Raw genomic sequence first — 21,396 nt, 5'->3', positions numbered from 1 at the left:
CTTCCCAAGTGTCCAGGTAGAAGGATGCGTGGTGGAACTTGTTCTTCTCTGGATGTTTGATAAAGGCGATGTCATGGGCTTTCATCGACACGGTCAGGAACTGCGCCACACGGTTGCCTTCGGGATCAAGCACCTGCTCGGCCAGATCAAAGCCGAGCACCTCGGTGAAGAGGGTGAAGGTGTTCTCCAGATCATCGCCGTAGAGCAGGCAGTGATCAAAGCGCGTAGCTTTCATGCCCTTAAGATTACGCGGCCAGGCTTCAGGGTTAACATTACTCAGGCCCCACTTGCCGGTCTGCACCTTGGTGGCAAAGAGCTCAAAGGTATGGCCGGTCGGTGCCACAAACTGCATCCGCCGTCCGCAGTCTTTTAAGTCGCCAGCGGGCAACTCGGTGACCTCCAGACCAAAGGCGCGAATCTCCGCCGCCAGTCGGTCCAGCGTGGCTTCATCCACACACTTAAAGGCCATAAAGTCCATACCCGGTTGATCCGCTTCCTGCAGCACCACGGAGAACTTATCCACCTCGGTCCAGGCCTTCAGATACACACGGCCCTGGTCATCACGATCCATCTCGATCAGCCCCAGCAGCTCCGTATAGTGTTTTACCGCTTCATCCAGATCCAGCACCCGAATCTGTACATGACCGGGACGCATCACACCTTTTTTCATAGATCACCTCAGTTTTTTATTGTTCAGCTTTTTATGACTAAGCTGGCGTAAACTCTTCGCTTTTCAGATCTGCCTGAATGCACAAATCACTTTCGGGATAAACACGGCAGGCCAGTACATAGCCCTGCGCTTCCTCTTCTGAACTGATATGGGCGCGACTCATTTTACGACTGCGATACTGGCCCGTGAGGATATGCACTTTGCATAAACCACACCCTCCGCGACGACAGCCGACTTTAACCGCTTCACAGCCCGTGGCTTCCAGTGCATCCAGAAGACTTCTGTCAGAAACAAGCGGCAAGGATTGCCCAAGCCCCTGTAAACTTAGGGAAAATTTCGCCATAACCAACGCTTACCCCTCTTCTTATTAAGTTACCGACCTCAGCCGCAGCAGAAATCCGGACGCTGCAAAGCATTATCCGATTCGTGCAAGCGCCCGATGGCGAGTTTTTTTGTTTGCGCAGACGGGGTATAAATGACTGATCAGCCAGGAGATCTCTATCCTTGAGGCGGGTTCTGCTATCCATTTTCTGCAGCTTAGATGGGCGTGCTTAAACTGGACAGGCTTATGCACTGAGTGGCTATTTCTAGACCGCTTTTGCCTTTCTAATCCATTGCAAATAACTACAACAAACGCAATCGGAGATCGAAAATGGCGAACAAGAATAACTTGCGTCACCTGATGTTTGGCTTGGCAGGCAGTGCTCTTCTGCTCACTCCCCAGGCTTACGCCAATGAAACCATCAAAATCGGAGTGATGCTCCCCTTCAGCGGTGCGTACGCAGCACTGGGTTCAGATGGCCGCAATGGTTTACGCCTGGCACTCAAAGAACATCGTGAACGTTTACATGGAAGTAATATTGAATTTATCGAGATGGACACGGAAGCGCGTCCTGAACGTGCACCGGAAATCTCTTCGGCTTTATTAAACCGCCATAAAGCGGATTTTATTGTCGGTCCAGTCCATTCCGGGGTGGCAAACGGTATGCTGCGCACTCTGCGCAACCGTGACACCATTATGATTGTTCCGAATGCGGGCAGTGCTGAAGTGACCGGCGCCTTGTGTGCACCGAACGTCTTCCGTACCTCTTTCTCCTCCTGGCAGACCTCCTACCCGATGGGACAGGTCGCGGCCGACAAGGGTTATAAACGTGTCGTGACCATTACTTGGAACTACGGCATGGGTCGTGAAAGTGTGGATGCATTTGAAGAATCCTTTACGGCAGCAGGTGGTGAAATCATTCGGAAAATGCTCGTACCTTTCCCACGTACCGATTTCCAATCCTACATCTCTGAAATTGCATCCTTACAACCGGATGCGGTGTTTGTCTTCTTCGCAGGCAGCGGGGCTGTGCAGTTTGCGCTGGATTATGACGCGCTTGGCCTGCGTGAGCGGATTCCGCTGATCGGTTCCGGCTTCCTCACCGAAGGCACGCTAGGGGCTCAGGGCAAAGCCGCAGAGGGTCTGGTCACCACGCTGCATTATGCAGATGAGCTGGACAATCCGAACAACGTCAAATTCCGCGAGCTGTATAAATCCGAGTACAACCGTGATGCCGATCTCTACGCCGTTCAGGGCTACGATGCCGGTTTGATGATTGTTGAAGCGATTGATCAGCTGCAAGGCAAGGTCAAAGATCGCCAGGCGGTGATTGAGGTGATGCGTAACATGACCGTTCCGAGCCCACGTGGTGATTTCACCTTCTCCAAGGCGCACAACCCTATCCAGAATGTGTACCTGCGCGAAGTAAAAGACGGTGTTAACCGTGTAATCGATGTCGCGATGCCTGCTCTCGAAGATCCGGCTCGCGGCTGCAATATGTAATCTGATCCGTTCAGGCTTTAACGGCCATCATCCCAGCAGGTCTGGGGTGATGGTTTTCCCTGTCCGCTTCAAGCTCAGGCATCCATTATGACGACTTCACTCTTTTTTATTCAGTTGATCAATGGTCTGCAGTATGGACTGCTGCTCTTTCTGATCGCCTCTGGCCTCACTCTCGTGTTTGGGGTGATGGGAATTCTAAATCTGGCACACGGCTCCATGTATATGGTGGGTGCTTATTTAGCTTGGTATTTCTTTACCCATACCGACAGTTTTTTACTCAGCGCCATCATTTCTGCGGTGATCGCCTTGAGTATCGGGATCTTGGTGGAGCGAACACTTATCCGGCAGCTGTATCACCGCAACCATCTCGATCAGGTGTTATTAACCATCGGTATGATTTTTGTGTTTAACGCCCTGCAAAGTTTGCTCTGGGGGAATGATCCGCAGGGGATCAAGGTGCCTGATCTGTTATCGGGCAGTATTCCGCTCACCGATACCCTCTCTTACCCTGTCTATCGAATTTTTGTTGCGGTGATCTGCATTTTGCTGGCCGCAGCGCTCTATTACACCATTAATAAAACTCGCTTGGGCATGTTGATTCGTGCCGGCGAATCCAACCGAGAGATGGTGGAGTGCCTAGGTATTAATATCAGCCGCCTTTACACCATCGTATTTGCCATAGGTGTCATGCTCGCCGCGATTGCCGGTGTGCTTTCAGCACCAATGGTGTCCATCGTACCGGGCATGGGTGAACACGTGCTGATCGCGTGCTTTGTTGTGGTCGTGATCGGGGGCATGGGTTCGATTAAAGGGGCCTTTGTCGCGGCACTGCTGGTCGGCATCGTGGATACCTTTGCCGCGGTTCTATTGCCCAGCATCGCCAGTATGGTGGTGTATATCCTGATGGCTCTGATTCTTTTGGTGAAACCAAAAGGTTTGTTTTCGAATTAAGGCTGGAGTCCAATCATGCTTTTTCAGAAACGCTCCGAACGTTTATTTATTTGGATATTCTTCCCACTGATGTTAATGATGCCGCTGTTCTTAGATGGCAACATTTTCTACATCAATAAACTCAGCAGCATTCTTATTTTTGCGCTGTTTGTGATGTCGCTGGATTATCTTGTAGGACGTTGTGGTTTGATCACTTTAGGCCATGCGATGTTTTACGGTTTAGGCGGCTATATTTTCTATATTATCGCGCCTCAAAATGAAGCCGTGAACTTCTGGGTTTATACCTTTTACATCTGCGTAATCTCTGCCGCTATTGCACTGATTGTTGGCTTTTTAGTCCTGCGCACCAGCGGTATCTATATGATTATGATTACCCTGGCGATTGCCCAAATGTTCTTTTATTACTTCTCAGACTCGATGGAGTTTGGCGGCATTGACGGTGTGTTCTTATATCTGAAACCGGAGACCTCTTTCCTCGGGATTAAGATGTTTGACCTGGATAATCCCACACATTTTTACTATCTGTGCCTTTTCTCTCTATTCAACACCCTGGTTTTCTTTAAAGTGATCATGGCTTCTAAGTTTGGTCGTGTTGTGGACGCAACTCGGGAAAACCCAGAACGTACCACGGCCTTGGGTTACAACGTCTTTGTTTTCCGCTTAGCCAGCTATGTCATCGCTTCAGCTTTGGGTGCTTATGCCGGTTATCTCTTCTCTATGCAGTACGGTTTTGTGAATCCCTCGATGCTCTCTTGGCAAACCTCGGGAACGGCCTTGGTGATGTTGATTCTGGGCGGTATGGGCAGCATTTACGGTGCCATTCTGGGTACCTTTGCATATGAAGGCCTGCATTACTTCTTCGAACACCTGACTGAACATTGGATGCTGTTTATGGGCAGCGCCATCATTCTCATGGTGATTCTGCTGAAAAAAGGGATCGCGGGATATATTGAAAAGCTGTTGGAGAAACGTTCATGAGTCAGGTGATGATCGAAACCGAAGGTCTGTGCAAACACTGGGGCGGTCTTAAGGCGCTCGATGATATTTCTCTGACCTTTGCCGATAAAGAGTTACATAGCATCGTTGGCCCGAATGGTGCGGGGAAAAGCACGCTGTTAAACCTCCTGTGTGGGACCTATAAGCCGACCAGTGGCCGCATTTTGCACAAGAATGAACCGATCGACTCCATCAAACCCTATGCATTTGCACGCCGGGGGATTGGCCGGAGTTTCCAAAAAACCAATATCTACCCCAGTGCGACCTGCCTAGAGAACTGTGCGATCGCCGCGCAGCGCTACATGGGTGGTAGCTTTAACTTCCTTAAACCTCGAAATAAAGAACCGGTTTTACTGCATATCGCCGAAGAAGCTTTGCATAAAGTCGGTTTAGGCCACCGCAAGGATACCGTGGCGGCAGCCGTGAGCTACGGCGAACAGCGCCAACTAGAGATCGCCATGGTGTTGGCGACCTCGCCTTGCGTCTTGCTGCTGGATGAGCCGATGGCAGGGATGGGACATGAAGAATCCGCACTGATTATTGAATTGCTCAAGCAGTTAAAGAAGGAGTACTGCATCGTCCTGGTGGAGCACGATATGGATGCCGTATTTGAACTCTCGGATCTGATTACCGTGATGGTGAATGGCCAGCATCTTGTGACCGGCACGGTGGATGCCGTGCGTGAAGATCCGCGAGTAAAAGAAGCCTATTTGGGTCAGGGCGACGAGGTGTATTGAGATGAGTACCTTATTAGACGTTAAAAGCTTACATACCCTATATGGCAGCAGCCATATTCTGCATGGTGTCTCTTTCTCGATTCAGCCTGGCCAGGCCGTGAGTCTGATGGGGCGCAACGGAATGGGGAAAACCACCACATTAAAATCAATTCTCGGCCTCGTCACGCCGCGTAGCGGCACGGTGACGTTTCAGGGTGAAGAGATCACGCAAAAAGAAACCTGGCGGCGCATGCAGCTGGACATCGCTTATGTGCCAGAAGGCCGTGGCATGTTCCATAACCTCACCGTGAAAGAACATCTGCAGATCGCCGCACGCGCAAACCGCAAGGGTGAAAAGCACTGGGACTATGAGCGGGTGCTCAAAACCTTTCCGCGCTTACAGGAACGTTTAAATAACCTGGGCACCCAGCTTTCCGGGGGTGAGCAACAGATGCTGGCGATTGGACGCGCCCTCGTCACCAACCCTGAGCTCTTAATTCTAGATGAAGCGACTGAAGGCCTCGCACCCTTAATCCGCAAAGAGATCTGGGAAGTGATTCGCACCATCAAAGACAGCGGTATCTCCACGCTGATCGTGGATAAAAACATTCAGGTCCTCAAAGACCTGTGTGATCAGCATATCGTCTTAGTCAAAGGCAAGGTGGTGTTTGATGGCAGCAGCGAACGCTTAATCAATGAACTTGAAACTGTTGAGAGTTATCTCGCGGTGTAACTCAAGTCCGGCTTGAATCCACAAGCCGGTCCATTCCACTAAAAACAACAATGGAAACAGCTATGAATCAAAACTTCTTGCGCCAATCTTTGCTCGCCAGTGCCGTGGCTGCGAGTTTAGCCCTACCCGCCATCGCCAGCGCCGATGCAACCCTCTACGGATCTTTTCGTTTGGGGATGTTCAAAACCGATCAAAGTTCCGCTGAATTAGCCGACTATGCCAGCCGTATCGGCCTAAGAGGAACGGTGGATCTCGGTTTAGAGCAAACCCAAGGGATTTTTCATTACGAGCAGGGCTTAAGCTTGAACAGCGGTGCGCTGGGCGGTGGACGATATGCCTCAATTGGCGCTACCGGCCCGTGGGGGACGCTGCGCGGCGGTAAACTGGATCATCCGACCTATACCTATGTCGGTCAGGTCAATGAATTTGCCATGTCGGCTCTGCCCGTCCATATCGATGTGGGTTACGTGGCCAATGGTAGTAATCCTGCGCGTGGATTCCGGGCTGATCGCCGTGTTTCCAATACACTGGCCTACACCTCACCGAATTTAGGTGGGGCTGAATTTATGGTGGCCGGTGTGTTTGCCGGTGAGGCGGATGGCAGCGTGTTTGGTGATACCGCAACGATCAACCCAGAAAAAGACCGTACTCTGGACGGTTATAACCTCGGGGGTAAATACACCGTCGAAGGTCTGACCCTCGCCGCCGCCTACGGTGCCGTTAAAGCGCGTAAAGACGTGGTAAGTGGTTATGAAGTCGACTCCAACCTCTGGGGCGCCTCTGCGCGTTATAACATCCAGAATTTCCGTCTGGCCGCTAAATACGAGCAGTCCAAAGATAAAATCGATAATAGCAAAGAAAAGGGCTATGGCCTGCAGGGCACCTATGAAGTCAACGGTTATGGCGCCAGCCTAGGCTTTAGTAGTGTCAAGGCAGATAATGCCTCACGTGAAAAAGCCACACAGATCGAAGTTCATCACCGTATGGGTAATGGCGTGGTCGCGCTGGGTTATGTGGATTACAACTCCGCTGCCATCGGTACTCAGACAGCTGGCGATCGTGCACTTTGGCCGCTGAACCGTGGCAATGATACGGCTTACCTGACCTATCGCTTACAGTTCTAAGTCTCTGGGTAACCTCAGCGTCCTCCCCTTCACGCTGAGGTTGCCTCTCCGTTAGACTATACAAAATAGTGTTACTTTTAGCTGTGTTTTAGAACTTTAAAGCATTTAGCAGGCACGCCTTCTATGGAAATTATTCACTCTCTGAATAAAGAACAAAGCCGCCAGGGTATCGGCTCACTGGAAATTGGTCTGCATATTTTGACCGCCATCAGCGAATCCCCTACACCTCCGACGCTGAAAATGCTCTCCGACATCCTGCAGATGTCACCTAGCCGCCTGCACAAGTATCTGGTGAGTTTGTTACGCCTGGATTTTATTAATCAGATTCACGGTTCACGTTACACCCTCGGGACACAGAGTCTGACACTTGGCATTTCAGCCATACGACGTATCGATCCGATCCAATCCGCAATTGAAGCAGCGGAACAGCTGCATCAACAAACCGACAAAACCACTTCGGTTACCATCTGGAATGGTCAGTATCCTCTGGTCATCTGTTGGTTAGACTCCAGTCATCCGGTCTCGGTAAATGTACGCTTAGGCAGCCAACTTTCCCCCTTTTTCTCGGCATCTGGGCGTGTTTTCTTGGCGCATCTTCCACAAGGCCGCCAAGACGCGCTGATCCAGACCTTCTTTGCCAGTCCGATTGCGCTGCCACGCCATCAGGGTAAAACGCTGGATCAGACCGGCTTTTGTGAACACCTAAGCCAGATACGTGCGCTGAATAGCTGCAGTTTTTACGGGGATTTTTTACCGGACATTAATGTGGTCAGCAGCGCGGTGTTTGATCTGAATGGCAAAATCCCAGCGGTGATTAGCTTGATGGGTATGGCCGGTGACACTCAGGTCGAACCAGGCAGCCCCTACCAACAATTAACTTTAGGCAGCGCCGAATCGGTGACTCGACGCTTGTGTGGCAAAGAGAGCTGATCACCTAGCGTGATCAGCCACGTGAACGCCGGAAGGTTTCAGAAGGTAACTCACCAAATAAACGCCGATAGTCGGATGAGAAGCGCCCTAGATGGGTAAAACCATAATCCAGCGCCACTTCCGTGACATTACGGATTTTACGATTGTGCAGAATCTCATTTTGTAGATCTTTAAGACGTGCGTTCTTTATGTACTGCTTAGGGGTGCTATCTAGATGCTTGGCAAAAAGATTGTATAGCGTGCGGGTGCTGACATTACACAGATCCGCCAGTTCATCGACCGCGATCTCTTCCTTAATATGCTCACGAATAAAACTCAGGGCACGACTCAGAATTTTATCACGACTGCTTTCTTCACTATCTTGGCAAATATTGCTTGGGAAGGACGCAATCATTTTCTGCAGCAGCAAATTACGATAGGAGGTATCAATACGCGACAGATCAATCTCGTCCTGATCCGCTTCGTGCAAGACGGCCTCAAATAAACGCATAAAGGCTAAAGATTGATTGAGGTCCACCACGCGAGATGCAAACTGCACCCCTGAGCGCGGCAGATTGCCCGCGTAATCCAGGCAAGCAGCATTCAAAATTTCACGCGGAACCTTAACGATGAGCTTTTCACAATCCGGGGAGTAGATCAGCTCTTGTGATTGCTGCGGATTCAGCATCAGGGCTTGGCCCTGCTTCAGCAGCAACTCTTGATCGCGCATACGCCAATAACACTGGCCCTGAGTGACGAGTTGAAAGTGGTAGATATCGACTAGATCGGGGCAGATCACTCGCGCTTGGTTGCCATAGCTAATTTTGGACAAGCCGATATCGGCAAACTCACGATAGTGCAAACTGGCTCGCGAGGTTTCTTTATCCAGCATTTCGAGGCGATGTTGCCCGAGATGACGATTGACGTAGTCCGAGACTTCGGATGGAAAGGTCGCGTGGAACACCACTGACTGAGCCAGCACTTCATTCAACATCTTGACACCCGTTTTTGTAATTATTTTTAATGGGTTCATTATAGTGAAACAAAATCGGCTTTCAATGCTTAATTTTTGTACTTTTTCCGATTTTTGAATGAGTCCTGCTCATCTAGTTTGGATCTGCCTCTTGTCGAAAAAATATCTCCAAATTTTCAGCCAAGGCCTGCGCCCAACGCTGTAACCATTTTTGGCCTGCATTGACCAACTCAGGCGCTGAATTGTCTAACAAGGGCTCCTCTTCTTGCCAACGCCACTGCCTTCTTACCTGACCCTGGTTATCCAGCAGGAAGACTTGGAGGTTCACATAGAGGCTCTGGCGCTCAACATCCAGATACCAGTCATACAAATGTATGCGCAATCGGAAGCCTGATGCATTGCCGGGTTGATCACGCTGAATACTCCAGCCACTTTGTTGGTCGACGAGATAGGCTTCTAAACGCTGCTGCAGTTGATCGGGTAGAGGTTGTGTCCAGAGATGATCACGAAAAGGCATCAACTCATATGCCTGTGCTTGATACCAGAGCGAACGGCTCATCAAGGCCGCAGGCGCTAAAGGACGCTCCAGAATCATATTCACGCTTTGATTGGAGGAAGCAGGCTGAGTCTGGGTCGAACTTGATAAAGGCTGCAACTGTAATTGTTTGGGGGCTGGGCCTTGTTCAGGCAGAAGGCTACAGCCTGTCAGATAACCGATGATGAGCCCTATTAAAAGATGTTTGAGCATTACTCTTCTCCTGGCCCAGGTGGTAATTGACCGCTACCGCGCACCCAGCTTGAGCTGTCACGGCGTAACAATTCAAGCACACCATTGAGTTCTGATAGTACGGGGGTGAGTTGTCGGGCACCGGATTGTGTATCGCGTGCCATATTCTGTACCGCCTCTCCTAAACTTTCGACCTGCTGAATCAGGGTCTGGCTGAGCTGAGTCATTTCGTCACCTAACTGCTCGCTTTGCTCTGCCCAAGACTGACTCAAACGGCTGAGAGACAGAGCTAACTCACGATAGACCGCTGGATCTAAGGCGGTTAAAGTCGCCTCACTGGTGTTTAAGAGTTGGCGCAAGCTGAACAATATTTCGGCCACTTCATCACGCATCTGTGCATCCGTGAAACGACTCAACTGCTCAGTTAAAAGATTAAGATTATCTGCTAAGTGATTGAAGCGATTTAGTGTTTCATTTAAAGCTTCCGTCACACGCAGCAGCCGCGAAGGCTGACTTCGAATCACGGCAGGCGTGCCTTGTGCCGATCCTGAATCAGTCTGGATACGCGGTGAGTCAGGATCACCGCTGCTAATCTCAACAAACAACAGTCCGGTAATCCCCTGAGTTTGCAGGGTTGCCACTGAGCTTTCACGGATCGGGACTTGGGCGTCGATACGCAGATCCAAGCGCACACGCCCCTCTTGCTCAGGATCAAGCTGGATACGCTCCACAATTCCAACGGGCACCCCTAAGAAGCGCACATTCGCACGTTCATTTAAACCGGCAACCGATTCACTAAAATAGGTGACATAACTGATACGCTGCAGGTCGCGCTGATCACGACTGAGCCAAACCACCAGCGCCAGCGCGAGTGCCAAAAGCAACAGCACAAAGGCACCCACCAGGCTGTAGTTAATACGTGGATTCATCAAGCCTCCAGTTTAATCGCCGCACGTTGCGCGCGCGTGTTAGCAAAGTAATGGGCAATCTCCGCATGCTCATGTTGAGCGAGTGCCCCCATTGGCAATTTTGCCAGCACACGCTTTTCTCCTAGATACGCCACCTGATCGGTCACACGCCAAAGTGAATCCAGATCATGCGTCACCAGAATGAGGGTCAGATCCAAGGTGGCATGCAGAGTGAGTAAAAGCTCATCAAATGCACTGGCGCCGGCGGGATCTAAGCCCGCTGTCGGTTCATCTAGCAGCAACAAGGCAGGGTCCAGCGCCAAGGCTCTGGCGACCGCCGCACGCTTAAGCATGCCGCCACTTAACTCTTGTGGGTACTTCCAAGCCGCATGATCGGGCAAACCGGTCATACGTAATTTGAGCATGGCCAATTCTTCTAACAAACCTTTGGACAACCGCTGATGCTCCGCTAAAGGCAGCATAATATTTTCAAGCACGGTTAAACTGCTGAACAAAGCGCCCTGCTGAAACATCATGCCGATTTTCTTCCGCACCTGTTTCAAGCCTTGTGTGTCTAGCTGCGACACCGCTTGGCCAAAGAGCTGTATTTCACCGGCATCAGGCTCGCGCAATAAAGCAATTTCACTTAATAAAACAGACTTGCCACATCCACTGCCACCGACCAGGGCTAAACGCTCACCGGCTTTCACTTCAAGACACAACTGCTCATGTACTTGATGCGAGCCAAAGCGTGTGGCGATCCCTTGTAACTGAATAATCGTTGCCGCCATCACTCACCAGCCTAAATGTGAAAACAGGATGGAAAAAAGCGCATCCAAAATAATCACCAGAAAAATGGCTTGAACGACACTGCGTGTTGTGCGCCGCCCCACCTCTTCAGCACCACCCTTAGCGAGGAGCCCTTGCATACAGCCCACCATAACAATGATAAAGGCAAAGACCGGCGCTTTGATCAACCCCACCCAGACGTGAATCACATCGACTTCCTGGCCCAAGCGCTGCAAAAACTCATAGGGTGACAGCTCCAGTTGAACGGAAGCCACCAGCATACCGCCCCCCAGCCCTGTCAACATGGACAAGACTGTGAGCAAGGGTAAAACACACAATAAGCCCAAAAGTTTGGGAAGAATCAGCCAAACATAGGGGTCTTGCCCGAGGCTGCGTAAGGCTTGGATCTCTTGATTCATCTGCATGGTGGCCAGTTGCGCGGCGTAAGCCGACCCCGAACGCCCGGCAACAATGATGGCACAGATTAAGGGCGAGAGTTCGCGCAACATAGTCAAAGAGACCAACTCAACGATAAAAACGTTGGCCCCATAGGTCGCCAGCTGTAAGCCTGCCTGGAACGCGATCACGGCACCGAGTAAAAATGCCAACAAGCTAATGATCGGAACCGCCTGAACACCATCTTTTTGCACCACATCTAAACATAAGCGCAGCTTGAGCTGCCTAGGTGAGGCACACAGACTGAGCAGCAGTAAGCTGATACGCCCCAAAAAAGTCAGCAGCTGTTGACCATGGACCAGATTGACCAGACTATGCTTGCCGATCGCAGCCAAAAAACCCAAAGGTGGGGTGGGCTGAGGCGGCTCCCCTTGAGCGGTTTCGACGACCAGCTGTAAAAGTTGAACTTGCGAGGCGGTCAAACCCGACAAATCTAATGCCGACGCGCCTAACCAGCGATACAGCACTAAGGCACCGTTACTGTCTAAACGCTGAAGATCTGCGATTTCGGGCTTGAGTGCAGACGACTGGCGGACAAAATCTTCTAGCGCTCCGAGCTGCGCCGTACTCCAATCTCCACACAAACACAGGGTTTGTCCTTGCTGTCGAATAAAACTTGATTGATCGATCATCGAAGAGGTGACTCAACTCACTCTGGTGTTCGGTTGAAATATAGGAGCGGATGACCTTAGCCTGAAGCCGAATAGAAGAAAAGGGGCATTGTGCCCCTTTTTATACAAGTTAAACCCATTACCTCGCCTACTTAGGGTTTGATCGCCACCTTTAATACCCCATCACGTTGATGCGAGAAGAGATCATATGCATCTACGATCTTATCCAGCGCAAACTGATGTGTGACCATCGGCCCAAGATCGATACGGCCGCTGGAGATGATTTGCATCAAGCGGCGCATCCGCTCTTTCCCGCCTGGGCAGAGTGAGGTGACGATTTTATGATCACCTAAACCGGCGCAAAAAGCACCCAATGGCAAGGTCAGATCACTGGAGTAGACCCCTAGGCTAGACAGGGTGCCGCCGGGCTTGAGCACACGCAGCGCCGCTTCAAAAGTGGACTGCAAACCCAAAGCCTCAATCGAGGCATCCACACCACGGCCACCGGTAATCTTCATAATTTCATCAACGACATCCACCTCTTTAAAATTAAGGGTGATGTCTGCGCCCAACTGCCGTGACATCTGCAAACGCTTATCCACGCTATCCACGGCAATGATTAATCCGGCTCCACGCAATTTAGCGCCCGCCGTCGCACAAAGCCCGATCGGCCCTTGTGCAAACACCGCTACGATATCGCCAATCCGAATATTGGCCGATTCTGCACCGGCAAAACCCGTGGACATAATATCAGGACACATGAGCACCTGCTCATCGGTGAGGCCATCGGGAACCGGGGTTAAGTTGGCTTGGGCATCCGGCACACGTAAATATTCTGCTTGGGAGCCATCAATCGTATTACCAAAACGCCAACCGCCGAGAGGCTTGTAGCCATGAGAGTGACTGCCGCCATCCTGGGCACTACAACCGTCCTGACAGGCATAAGAGGTGAAGCTTGGGCAGATGGCCCCGGCTATCACCCGCTGCCCTTCATAATAACCTTCAACATTACTGCCAAGCTTTTCGATGATACCGACCGGCTCATGTCCCACAGTCAAACCCGGTGCAACCGGATATTCGCCTTTGAGAATATGGACATCGGTGCCACAAATCGTGGTGGTGGTGATACGAATTAACGCATCATTGGGGCCTATATCGGGGATGGGTTTATCGGTCATTTCGATGCGGCCCGGTTCAACAAACACCGCCGCTTTCATCATCATGGCCATCTCTTGCCTCCTCTTTGTTGTTCTGTCTTAAGTTAAGCACAGATTAGGCAAGTCGTTATGCACCCAAGCAGAAAGTTGATCGGCTGGCATAGGGCGCGCGATCCCATACCCCTGCCCTAAATGACAGCCCAGCTGCAGCAGCTGGCGACCGTGTGCGGCCGTTTCGACCCCTTCCGCAATGACATGTAGATGAAACGCACGCGCCAAGCTCAAGATCCCCTGAATAATCGAGAGATCATCCGAGTCCTGCAGCATATCACGCACAAAGCTTTGATCGATTTTTAAACAATCAATGGGCAAACGCTTTAAATACGCCAAGGAAGAGTAGCCTGTCCCAAAATCATCCAGCGCCAGGCTCACCCCTAAGGCACGACACTGCTGCAAAATCGGCGTGACCGATTCAATATCCGCCAGCGCGCTGGTTTCCAGAATTTCTAACTGTAACATCTGCTTAGGAACCTCGGGATAGGTATCCAGCAGGGTTTTTAGCGCTTGCGCAAACTCAGGATGCTGAATCTGTTGCGCTGAGATATTAATACTCAGGGGGCAGTCAAACCCCATATCATGCCAAGCCTGCATCTGTGCCAAAGCCTGTCGCAACACCCAAGCGCCCAAACGCAACTCTAATTGATGCCCTTCGGTCACCGGCAAAAAGGCCGCCGGGGATAACAAGCCACGCTCTGGATGCTGCCAACGAATCAAGGCTTCAGCCCCTTCAAAGGCACAGGTCTGCATATTAATTTTGGGCTGATAAAAGAGCACAAACTCACTCGCATCCAAACCCTGGGTAATCTCACGCAAGGATTGTTGTTTCTGCCGAATTTCAGCTTCCAATTGAATATCAAACAGCTGATAACGATCCTTACCCGCTTGTTTCGCTTGATACATGGCCTGGTCGGCATGACGCAGAAGTTGGTCGGGGTCCACATCGTCCAATGGATAAAGGGTGACACCAATACTGGCCGATACCCGCAGATTCAACCCTTCCAGTTGGATAGGGGTCGAAGCCGCAACTAAAAGTCTTTTTAAGACAGGTTCACAATCGATCAAACTATTTAAACCGCCCAAAATCGCGACAAACTCATCGCCGCCTATGCGCGCCAGCGTGTCCTCTTCGCGCAACACATGCTTCATCAGTTTTGCCAGCTCACATAAAAAACGATCTCCGAGAGTATGGCCGTACAAATCGTTGATCTGCTTAAAACCATCGAGATCCAGATAAGCCACCGCCACTAACTGCTCTAAACGGCGGCTACTGCTGATCATCTGATTGAGTCGATCAGAGAGAAGGATGCGATTAGGCAGCCCGGTCAGGGCATCAAAATGTGCTCTTTTTTCCAGCTCTTTTTGCGCTTGTTTCAGGGGCGTTAAATCCACATCCACGCAGTAGAGTTCTTTTTCACCGACTAGGCTGGTGTGCATCACATGGCTGGAAAAGACATTCAGCAAGCGACCATCCTTGTGTTGAAGCGTGAGTTCAGCCGCCGGAATCTCTGCACCCTGCTCGATCCAGGCGGTGATCGCCTCGACCACATACTCTCTATCCTGCTCCGGCACAATTAAATCTTCTAGGGGACGCCCAAGCGCTTCCTCGCGGGTATAGCCGTATAAAACCTCACTGGCCTGATTCCAGAGGAAGACTCGACGCTCGGCATCATAGCCCTGCACCGCAATCGTCGGAATAGTTTCAAACACATAGCGCAATCGTGCTTCACTGGCTTTGAGCAGCGTTTCGGTACGCTTATGCTCTAAAGCCTGGGTGAACATCTCGCCGACTAGGCGTAAAAGATGACAGACATTCTCATTCCATTGCCTCGGCTTGAGCACGGCATCGATGCCAATAAATCCCAGCAAACGCTTATTCGACACCATCGGAACCGCGATCAGAGACTGTATACCCTGCTGGGTCAGCAGGGTACGTTCACCCGCACAGCATTCGGGCAAGGCGGCGATATTAGGATAGTTAACGACTTGGTGATGGCGGATTTGATGGGCAAAGGGGAACTCGGCTCCGAGATGCAGATTTTGCAGATACATCTTCTGCGGACTCACCCCGGCTGCACACCACTCATGGGTGTTATCTGCAATCATCTCGTCGCGAATCATAAACAGATAGCTGCGATCACTGTCGACGAACTCCGCCAACCAGTGCAAACACATCTCGATCTGTTCATCCAACTGCTCATAGTTACAACGCACAATCGCAGAAGAGATGCGACTGATCAGGCGCTCCTGTTCGAAGCGCTGATACAACAGCAAATCACTCGGTACTGAATCCATCAGACAGCTATCCTTATGCTTAAGCAATCGGTGTTTGCAGTATAGAGCAGCGTAAAATTTTTACTTAAAGATCGGGTCCAACCGCTGCCAAGGTAAAAAAGAAACAGGTTCCTGCCGCATTCTCATTTGACTCAAACCCAATATTTCCTCCGCGGTTATGAATGATTTTTTGGCAGATCGACAGGCCAACTCCATGTCCCTGATATTGTTTGCGGTCATGTAGGCGCTGGAAGAGTTTAAAGACTCGTTCTTTTTGCTCAGATTCGATACCAATACCATAGTCACGAACCGAAAACCTCCAATCCATGCCGCGATGCTCAACGTCCAGCTCAATCTGAGGAGGTTGATCAAGCCAGCTGTATTTCAACGCATTTTCAATCAGATTCTGAAAGACCGTTACTAACTCTTCGTGCCGAATCCGAACCTTAGGCCAGGTGGTTGAATGAAACGTTATTTGAGCCTGTGTCTGCTCGATCTTGGCAGCAAGGCACTCTAGGGCATCTTGCACGGCCTGATCACTGTCGCAACAGGAAACATCCGTTTGAGATTCTGTCAGCCGAGCATACTGAAGCCAAGACTCAAGCATTTGATCCATCCGCTGAGTACCTTCTTTTGCATTCTTCAGGAAGGTGGCAGCATCACCCGTTAAATCCGTCGGTAATTGACGTTCAAGTAATTGCAAATAACGACTGATCATACGCAAGGGCTGGCGAAAGTCATGTGAGATCACATAAGCAAAATGCTCAAGGTCGGCATGAGAACGCTGTAACGCTTGCTCTGCTTCCTTTAACTCGGTGACATCTGTATGAGCGCCCAACATCCTGATAGGGCGTCCTTCTGGACAGCGGATCGCTTTACCACGACAACGTACCCAAACCGTCCCACCCTGCTTGTGGCGATAACGGACAATTTGATCATAGGGATGATTGGGATCTGCAAAATGCTTGCGTAAATTTTCGTTGGAAGAAATCAGATCATCCGGGTGTATCAGCGACTGCCACTCCGATGAGCAATGCTGTTTTTCTTCTGGATCATAGCCCAGAGTTTGCCAAAAACGTGGGCTCATCCACTCCTGCTCAGGATGTTCAATATCCCAATACCAGACACCATCGAGTGCCGCTTCCTGCAAAAAATCGATCAACTCAAAATTAGAGCTAATAGATTGATACAGCTCGGTTTTTAAGTAGTGTTCGACAACGGCTGGCTTCGATTGAGTGCTCTCATCAGAAGTAGAGATCAAAGCCTCTTGCACAGGTTCAAATCTCATATTCCAATACCTTTTGAATGCATCGTCGGAAAGATCAGCTGTTTGCGCCAGAGCGCTAAATTGATTTGGCACAGGGTGGCATCATCCTGTCTAGGCATCTGTGCAGAGAACTGGTGATAGGCATTCATAATGCTTTGCGCGAAAAAGTCGGGATCTTCCGCCAATCGGATCGCTTTTCTCACCTCCGACTGCCCAAAACTTTTACCTGCAGAGTTGGTTTGATCCAAAATACCATCACTCATTAAGAGTAAGCTGTGTACACCCTCGATGGAACCCACCAGGATCTCAGGCGCTAACTGATCATCGTCTAAAATGCCCAGCGCCATATTACGTGAACGCAAACTGTTAACACTACGCCCCAGGGCATCGAGTAATAAGACTTCAGGATGGCCACCGTTCCAGACTTCAAAAAGATGATTTTTAGCATCGATCTTTAATAAAACCCCGGTGACAAAACGGTCCATGGGCAAAAGCTTGCCGACCTTGCGATTCAACTCTGCCACCAACTCTTTCAGGCTACAGCTTTTCTTCACCATCACACTAAACACTTCGGTGATCGGCATCAGCGTGATCGCCGCGGCCAGACCATGCCCGGTAGCGTCCAAAGAGGCCAGATAGAAGCTACCATCTTCTGCCTCGTGCCAAAGAACTAAGTCACCCGAAAAGCTCCCGGCAGGCTGATATAAGCAGGTTAAATAGGGCAAATGCTTCTGCCAGGAGATGGCGATGTGTTCATAGACATTGCGTGCAATCTGCTCCTCTTGATCACGCTCATCCAGCAGTGTTTCCAGCATCTGATTTTTTTCAGCGAGCAGCGTTTTTTGCTTTTTCAACTCGGAAATATCCGTGAGAAAAGCCACATAGTTCACCTTTTGTCCCTGATCATTTTTGATCGAAACGATGGTCAGGCTTTCCGAATAGATGCGGCCACTTTTATGCTTATTGAGCACTTCCCCCTGCCAGAAGCCTTTAACCGATAAGGTTTGCCACATCTCTTTGTAAAAATTCTCAGGCTGTAAACCGGAACTTAGGACGCGTGGGGTTTTACCGAGCACCTCACTGCGCTCATACCCCGTAATCAGACTAAAGGCTGGATTCGCATCCAAAATAACCCCTTCCAGATTAGTCACTAAAATCCCCTCATGGGCATGAGCAAACACAGCACGCGCAAATCTCTGACCTGCCGCACGTGCTCCGCGTAATAAACTGTATTGCAGGGTTCGATTCAGAACATCCGAATCCACCCCCTTAGTCAGATAATCATCGGCACCGGCATTAATCGCCTGGACCCCGATACTTTTATCTTCTAGCCCAGTGAGGACAACTAAGGGGATTTCAGGCAAGAGTTGACGTATTTTGAGGACAGTGGCGACACCGCTGGAGTCGGGCAAATTTAGGTCACACAAAATAATTTCGGGAACAAGATAGACGGCCTGGAGCAAATGCTTAACATCCGCCAACGAGTGCGCCAAAACGACCTCATAGGCCCGGGAATCTTCCTCTAACAGCTGGAAACGCACCAACTCAGCAGCGTCTAGGTCATCCTCTACTAATAACACACAGGGAGAGTTCGAAGCATCCGCTGAAACTTGTGGTTTTAACATCCGCTGCTGATGTAAATAAGCATCCATCAGACGGCGACATTTAATCAGCAATAGATCCAGATTGGCCGGTTTAATCAGATAATCCGTGACCCCGGCATGAAAGTAATCACGCATCAGGATTTGATCATCACTGGCGGTCAATATCATTACCGGCACACGTGGTGCGTGAAAACTCAGCACCGGCAACAGATCAAAACCCACCCCATCACTAAGTTGGTTATCTAAGATCACCAAAGAGAAGTCTTGAGGTGTTTTGAGCACCTGTTCCGCTTCCTGCAGACTAAAGACACTGGTACAGGAAATACCTCTATCTCGAAAAAAACGGCTTAAGAGTGTGTTGGTGGTTCGCTCATCTTCAACCAGCAGAATATGGTAGGCGGTCTCAAAATTCGGCATCACAACTCCCTACTCACTGACATCACCAGCATCAGCACTCGTTGACTGCATCAGACTCAGAATCTCATCACCTAGAGTCAAAGGATTAAAGGGCTTGGTGATCACCCCCGATAACAACAAAGCCTGTGCCGCTTCCTTCGATAAAAAATGGGTTTTAGCCGTTAAAAAAATCGCAGGCGTGTGGGCAAATCTGGGTTGTTTTCTAAGCTCTGTCAAAAACTCAACTCCAGACATACCCGGCAACATCACATCAAGCAAAAACAGATCCGGGGGATAGCGCTCAAGATGTAGAAGAGCCGCTTCAGCCGAGGTGAACAACTCCACCTGAAAGCCGGCCAACTGCACTAGAGCATAGTGCAGAATCATGCCTATATCTTCATCATCTTCAACACAAATCAGAGATAACCTATTCATTTTAATGCCTTATTAGTATCATCTGGCATGACTTTAACGGAGGGAAGATCCACATAAAAACAGGCTCCCTGGCCAGGAACGGAATCAAAACTAAGGTGCCCTCCCATCGCCTCGACCAGCTCAAATGCGATGGCCATCCCTAAACCGGTTCCACTTTGTTTGCGACGATCAGAAAGATCCGCTTGCGTAAAGCGCTCAAATACATGTGGCTGAAACGCCATCGGGATACCCTCACCTTCATCCAATACACTGATGCGAACAAACTCTCCTTGCTGCGTCAGCGCAATTTGAATCCGGCTGCCTGCATTCGAAAATTTGATGGCATTGGAGATCAAATTCGACAAAACCTGCTGAAGACGCAACTGGTCAACATGAACCTTCATCTCTTCGGTCGCAGTGAACTCAACCTGGAGGGACTTTTCCTCTAATAAGGCACGAAAATCTTCCAACACCTCTAAAATAGCCTCTTGGGCAGAGCAATCACTTAAATTCAAGCGCAGCATTCCTTTCGACAGACTCACAACATCGAGCAAATCATTCACTAAGAAGGTCAAACGATTCAGATTGCGACTGGCCAGATTAAACAGCTTTTTTCTGTGCTCGGGGTCCTGCTGTACCTGGTCTAATTGCAAAATGTTTAATGCGCCACGAATGGACGTCAAAGGGGTGCGCAACTCATGGCTGACAACCGATAGAAGCTCATCTTTCAGTTGCTGTTGTCGATCACGAATCGATTGAAAGGCATTAAAAGCCAGTAGCAGCTGACCGATTTCATCCTCACGCTCAATATTAAACTTCGATATATCGGACTCTTCCTCGACGGCTTTGTTTAACTGCACAATCGAACTGCGTAAGGGTGCTAACCAACGATAAATCAGAACCACCATGATGAAGGCCAGGGGGATCAGCAGGCTTGCAATCATCAGCATATAATAGGTCAGCGCCTGCTGAATCGAGGCCAAAACGATCACTTCCGGTGCCTTCTTGATGACAATCCAGTCCATAAAGCCCAGCTTATGCGCCACGTATAACCAGTTTTTACGATCTTTATCTTGATAAAAACCCTGCCAAGTATCCTGAAGCTCATCTGAACTTAAATAAATCCTATCCTCCTTTGATAAGGGCTGTAGGACTTTTTCTTCATCTGTGGCCGTAATGTATAGATCATAGGTGGGATCAATAATCAGCAACTGCCCTGAGTAGGATTGCAATTCATTACGAATGCGCTGGAACAGCATCTCACTTTCTAAACCGTTACGACCGACTAGAATCGCGATCGGTTGCCCGGCTTGATTAAATACCGGCTCAGCCATAAACACAGAGGGCAAACCTGAGACACTACCCATAAGCGGTGGACTGATCACGCTTTGCCAATTCTGCATCAGCTCGTTAATAAATGGACGGTGCGAAAAGTCCTTACCTCTACGCTCCGGTAGGAAAGGATAATCAAATATGCCTCTCGCCTCGGTATCCATCAGAATGAAATCTGAAAATAAATTTGACTCATAAGCCACCCGCAGCACTCTTTCCAACTCATCTGCGGGTAACAGCGTTTGGCCATTGGTGATTAAGGGTGCGAGCTGTTGAAGAAATTGTGCTCGCTGCTTAAAGCGCTGTTCTATACGATGCGCGGTGTTTTCAAGGCTTTGGCGTTCGTGCGCAAAATACTCACGCCTTAACTCGGTATTCAGTGAGCTGCTGATAATCCAGAAGGAGATGCCAACGGTGAGTCCTAACCCCAAGACCAACAAGACCATGATGCGTCGCAGCAGACTCCAACGCGCCGGATTTAAGTTCGTAAAATAGGTCGCGCGCACG

General features: G+C 50.0%; 20 protein-coding genes. 7 read left to right on the top strand and 13 right to left on the bottom strand.

Features of this window, described 5'->3' with window-relative positions:
• Window positions 1-670 (bottom strand): VOC family protein (locus E1H14_RS12735; RefSeq protein WP_149391865.1); only part of this gene is annotated, 670 nt, incomplete at its 3' end.
• Between the two features lie 37 nt (window positions 671-707).
• The gene (locus E1H14_RS12730) at window positions 708-1,013 is read right to left on the bottom strand and encodes a 2Fe-2S iron-sulfur cluster-binding protein (protein WP_149391864.1); all 306 of its coding nucleotides are present in this window, start codon (window positions 1,011-1,013) and stop codon (window positions 708-710) included.
• Between the two features lie 309 nt (window positions 1,014-1,322).
• Here E1H14_RS12730 and E1H14_RS12725 point away from each other — a divergent pair, with 309 nt between their 5' ends.
• The 7 genes from E1H14_RS12725 to E1H14_RS12695 all read left to right on the top strand — a co-directional run bounded on the left by E1H14_RS12725 (window position 1,323) and on the right by E1H14_RS12695 (window position 7,945).
• A complete protein-coding gene (locus E1H14_RS12725) occupies window positions 1,323-2,495 on the top strand; it encodes an ABC transporter substrate-binding protein (protein WP_149391863.1) in 1,173 nt (390 codons plus the stop codon).
• An 87-nt stretch (window positions 2,496-2,582) separates the two neighbouring features.
• The gene (locus tag E1H14_RS12720) at window positions 2,583-3,446 is read left to right on the top strand and encodes a branched-chain amino acid ABC transporter permease (protein WP_149391862.1); all 864 of its coding nucleotides are present in this window, start codon (window positions 2,583-2,585) and stop codon (window positions 3,444-3,446) included.
• Between the two features lie 15 nt (window positions 3,447-3,461).
• Window positions 3,462-4,424 (top strand): branched-chain amino acid ABC transporter permease, encoded by a 963-nt coding sequence (locus E1H14_RS12715; RefSeq protein WP_149391861.1) that lies wholly within the window; start codon window positions 3,462-3,464, stop codon window positions 4,422-4,424.
• Window positions 4,421-5,179, top strand: coding sequence for an ABC transporter ATP-binding protein (locus E1H14_RS12710; RefSeq protein ID WP_149391860.1), 759 nt, complete (start codon window positions 4,421-4,423; stop codon window positions 5,177-5,179). Before E1H14_RS12715 ends, E1H14_RS12710 begins: the two co-directional genes overlap by 4 nt.
• Before the next feature lies 1 nt (window position 5,180).
• Window positions 5,181-5,891, top strand: a complete 711-nt coding sequence (locus tag E1H14_RS12705) for an ABC transporter ATP-binding protein (RefSeq protein WP_149391859.1) — start codon at window positions 5,181-5,183, stop codon at window positions 5,889-5,891.
• A 62-nt stretch (window positions 5,892-5,953) separates the two neighbouring features.
• A complete protein-coding gene (locus E1H14_RS12700) occupies window positions 5,954-7,015 on the top strand; it encodes a porin (protein WP_160142070.1) in 1,062 nt (353 codons plus the stop codon).
• A 123-nt stretch (window positions 7,016-7,138) separates the two neighbouring features.
• Window positions 7,139-7,945: an IclR family transcriptional regulator gene (locus E1H14_RS12695; protein WP_149391857.1), complete on the top strand. Its 807-nt coding sequence runs from the start codon at window positions 7,139-7,141 to the stop codon at window positions 7,943-7,945.
• A 13-nt stretch (window positions 7,946-7,958) separates the two neighbouring features.
• On the opposite strand, the gene E1H14_RS12690 is transcribed toward E1H14_RS12695, so the two are convergent.
• The 11 genes from E1H14_RS12690 to E1H14_RS12640 all read right to left on the bottom strand — a co-directional run bounded on the left by E1H14_RS12690 (window position 7,959) and on the right by E1H14_RS12640 (window position 21,395).
• The gene (locus E1H14_RS12690) at window positions 7,959-8,918 is read right to left on the bottom strand and encodes an AraC family transcriptional regulator (protein WP_149391856.1); all 960 of its coding nucleotides are present in this window, start codon (window positions 8,916-8,918) and stop codon (window positions 7,959-7,961) included.
• A 112-nt stretch (window positions 8,919-9,030) separates the two neighbouring features.
• Window positions 9,031-9,645 (bottom strand): ABC-type transport auxiliary lipoprotein family protein, encoded by a 615-nt coding sequence (locus E1H14_RS12685; protein WP_149391855.1) that lies wholly within the window; start codon window positions 9,643-9,645, stop codon window positions 9,031-9,033.
• Window positions 9,645-10,553, bottom strand: a complete 909-nt coding sequence (locus E1H14_RS12680; RefSeq protein ID WP_149391854.1) for an MlaD family protein — start codon at window positions 10,551-10,553, stop codon at window positions 9,645-9,647. Before E1H14_RS12680 ends, E1H14_RS12685 begins: the two co-directional genes overlap by 1 nt.
• Window positions 10,553-11,323, bottom strand: a complete 771-nt coding sequence (locus E1H14_RS12675) for an ABC transporter ATP-binding protein (RefSeq protein WP_149391853.1) — start codon at window positions 11,321-11,323, stop codon at window positions 10,553-10,555. Before E1H14_RS12675 ends, E1H14_RS12680 begins: the two co-directional genes overlap by 1 nt.
• Before the next feature lie 3 nt (window positions 11,324-11,326).
• Window positions 11,327-12,409: an MlaE family ABC transporter permease gene (locus E1H14_RS12670; protein ID WP_149391852.1), complete on the bottom strand. Its 1,083-nt coding sequence runs from the start codon at window positions 12,407-12,409 to the stop codon at window positions 11,327-11,329.
• A gap of 131 nt (window positions 12,410-12,540) precedes the next feature.
• Window positions 12,541-13,617, bottom strand: coding sequence for an NAD(P)-dependent alcohol dehydrogenase (locus E1H14_RS12665; protein WP_149391851.1), 1,077 nt, complete (start codon window positions 13,615-13,617; stop codon window positions 12,541-12,543).
• Between the two features lie 27 nt (window positions 13,618-13,644).
• Window positions 13,645-15,897: a bifunctional diguanylate cyclase/phosphodiesterase gene (locus E1H14_RS12660; protein ID WP_149391850.1), complete on the bottom strand. Its 2,253-nt coding sequence runs from the start codon at window positions 15,895-15,897 to the stop codon at window positions 13,645-13,647.
• A 64-nt stretch (window positions 15,898-15,961) separates the two neighbouring features.
• A complete protein-coding gene (locus E1H14_RS12655) occupies window positions 15,962-17,164 on the bottom strand; it encodes a sensor histidine kinase (protein WP_149391849.1) in 1,203 nt (400 codons plus the stop codon).
• The gene (locus tag E1H14_RS12650; RefSeq protein WP_149391848.1) at window positions 17,161-19,164 is read right to left on the bottom strand and encodes a response regulator; all 2,004 of its coding nucleotides are present in this window, start codon (window positions 19,162-19,164) and stop codon (window positions 17,161-17,163) included. The genes E1H14_RS12655 and E1H14_RS12650 overlap by 4 nt, the downstream gene beginning before the upstream one ends.
• 9 nt (window positions 19,165-19,173) lie before the next feature.
• Entirely contained in the window at window positions 19,174-19,578 is a 405-nt protein-coding gene (locus E1H14_RS12645) for a response regulator (RefSeq protein WP_149391847.1), read from the bottom strand.
• On the bottom strand, window positions 19,575-21,395 hold the full coding sequence (locus E1H14_RS12640; protein WP_235017462.1) for a sensor histidine kinase: 1,821 nt from the start codon (window positions 21,393-21,395) through the stop codon (window positions 19,575-19,577). Before E1H14_RS12640 ends, E1H14_RS12645 begins: the two co-directional genes overlap by 4 nt.
• Window position 21,396 lies beyond the last annotated feature (1 nt).

It is taken from the genome of Nitrincola tapanii, from assembly GCF_008368715.1.
GTDB lineage: Bacteria > Pseudomonadota > Gammaproteobacteria > Pseudomonadales > Balneatricaceae > Nitrincola > Nitrincola tapanii.
Note: the sequence above shows the minus strand (reverse complement) of the source record. Positions and strands in the feature narration are given on the sequence as shown.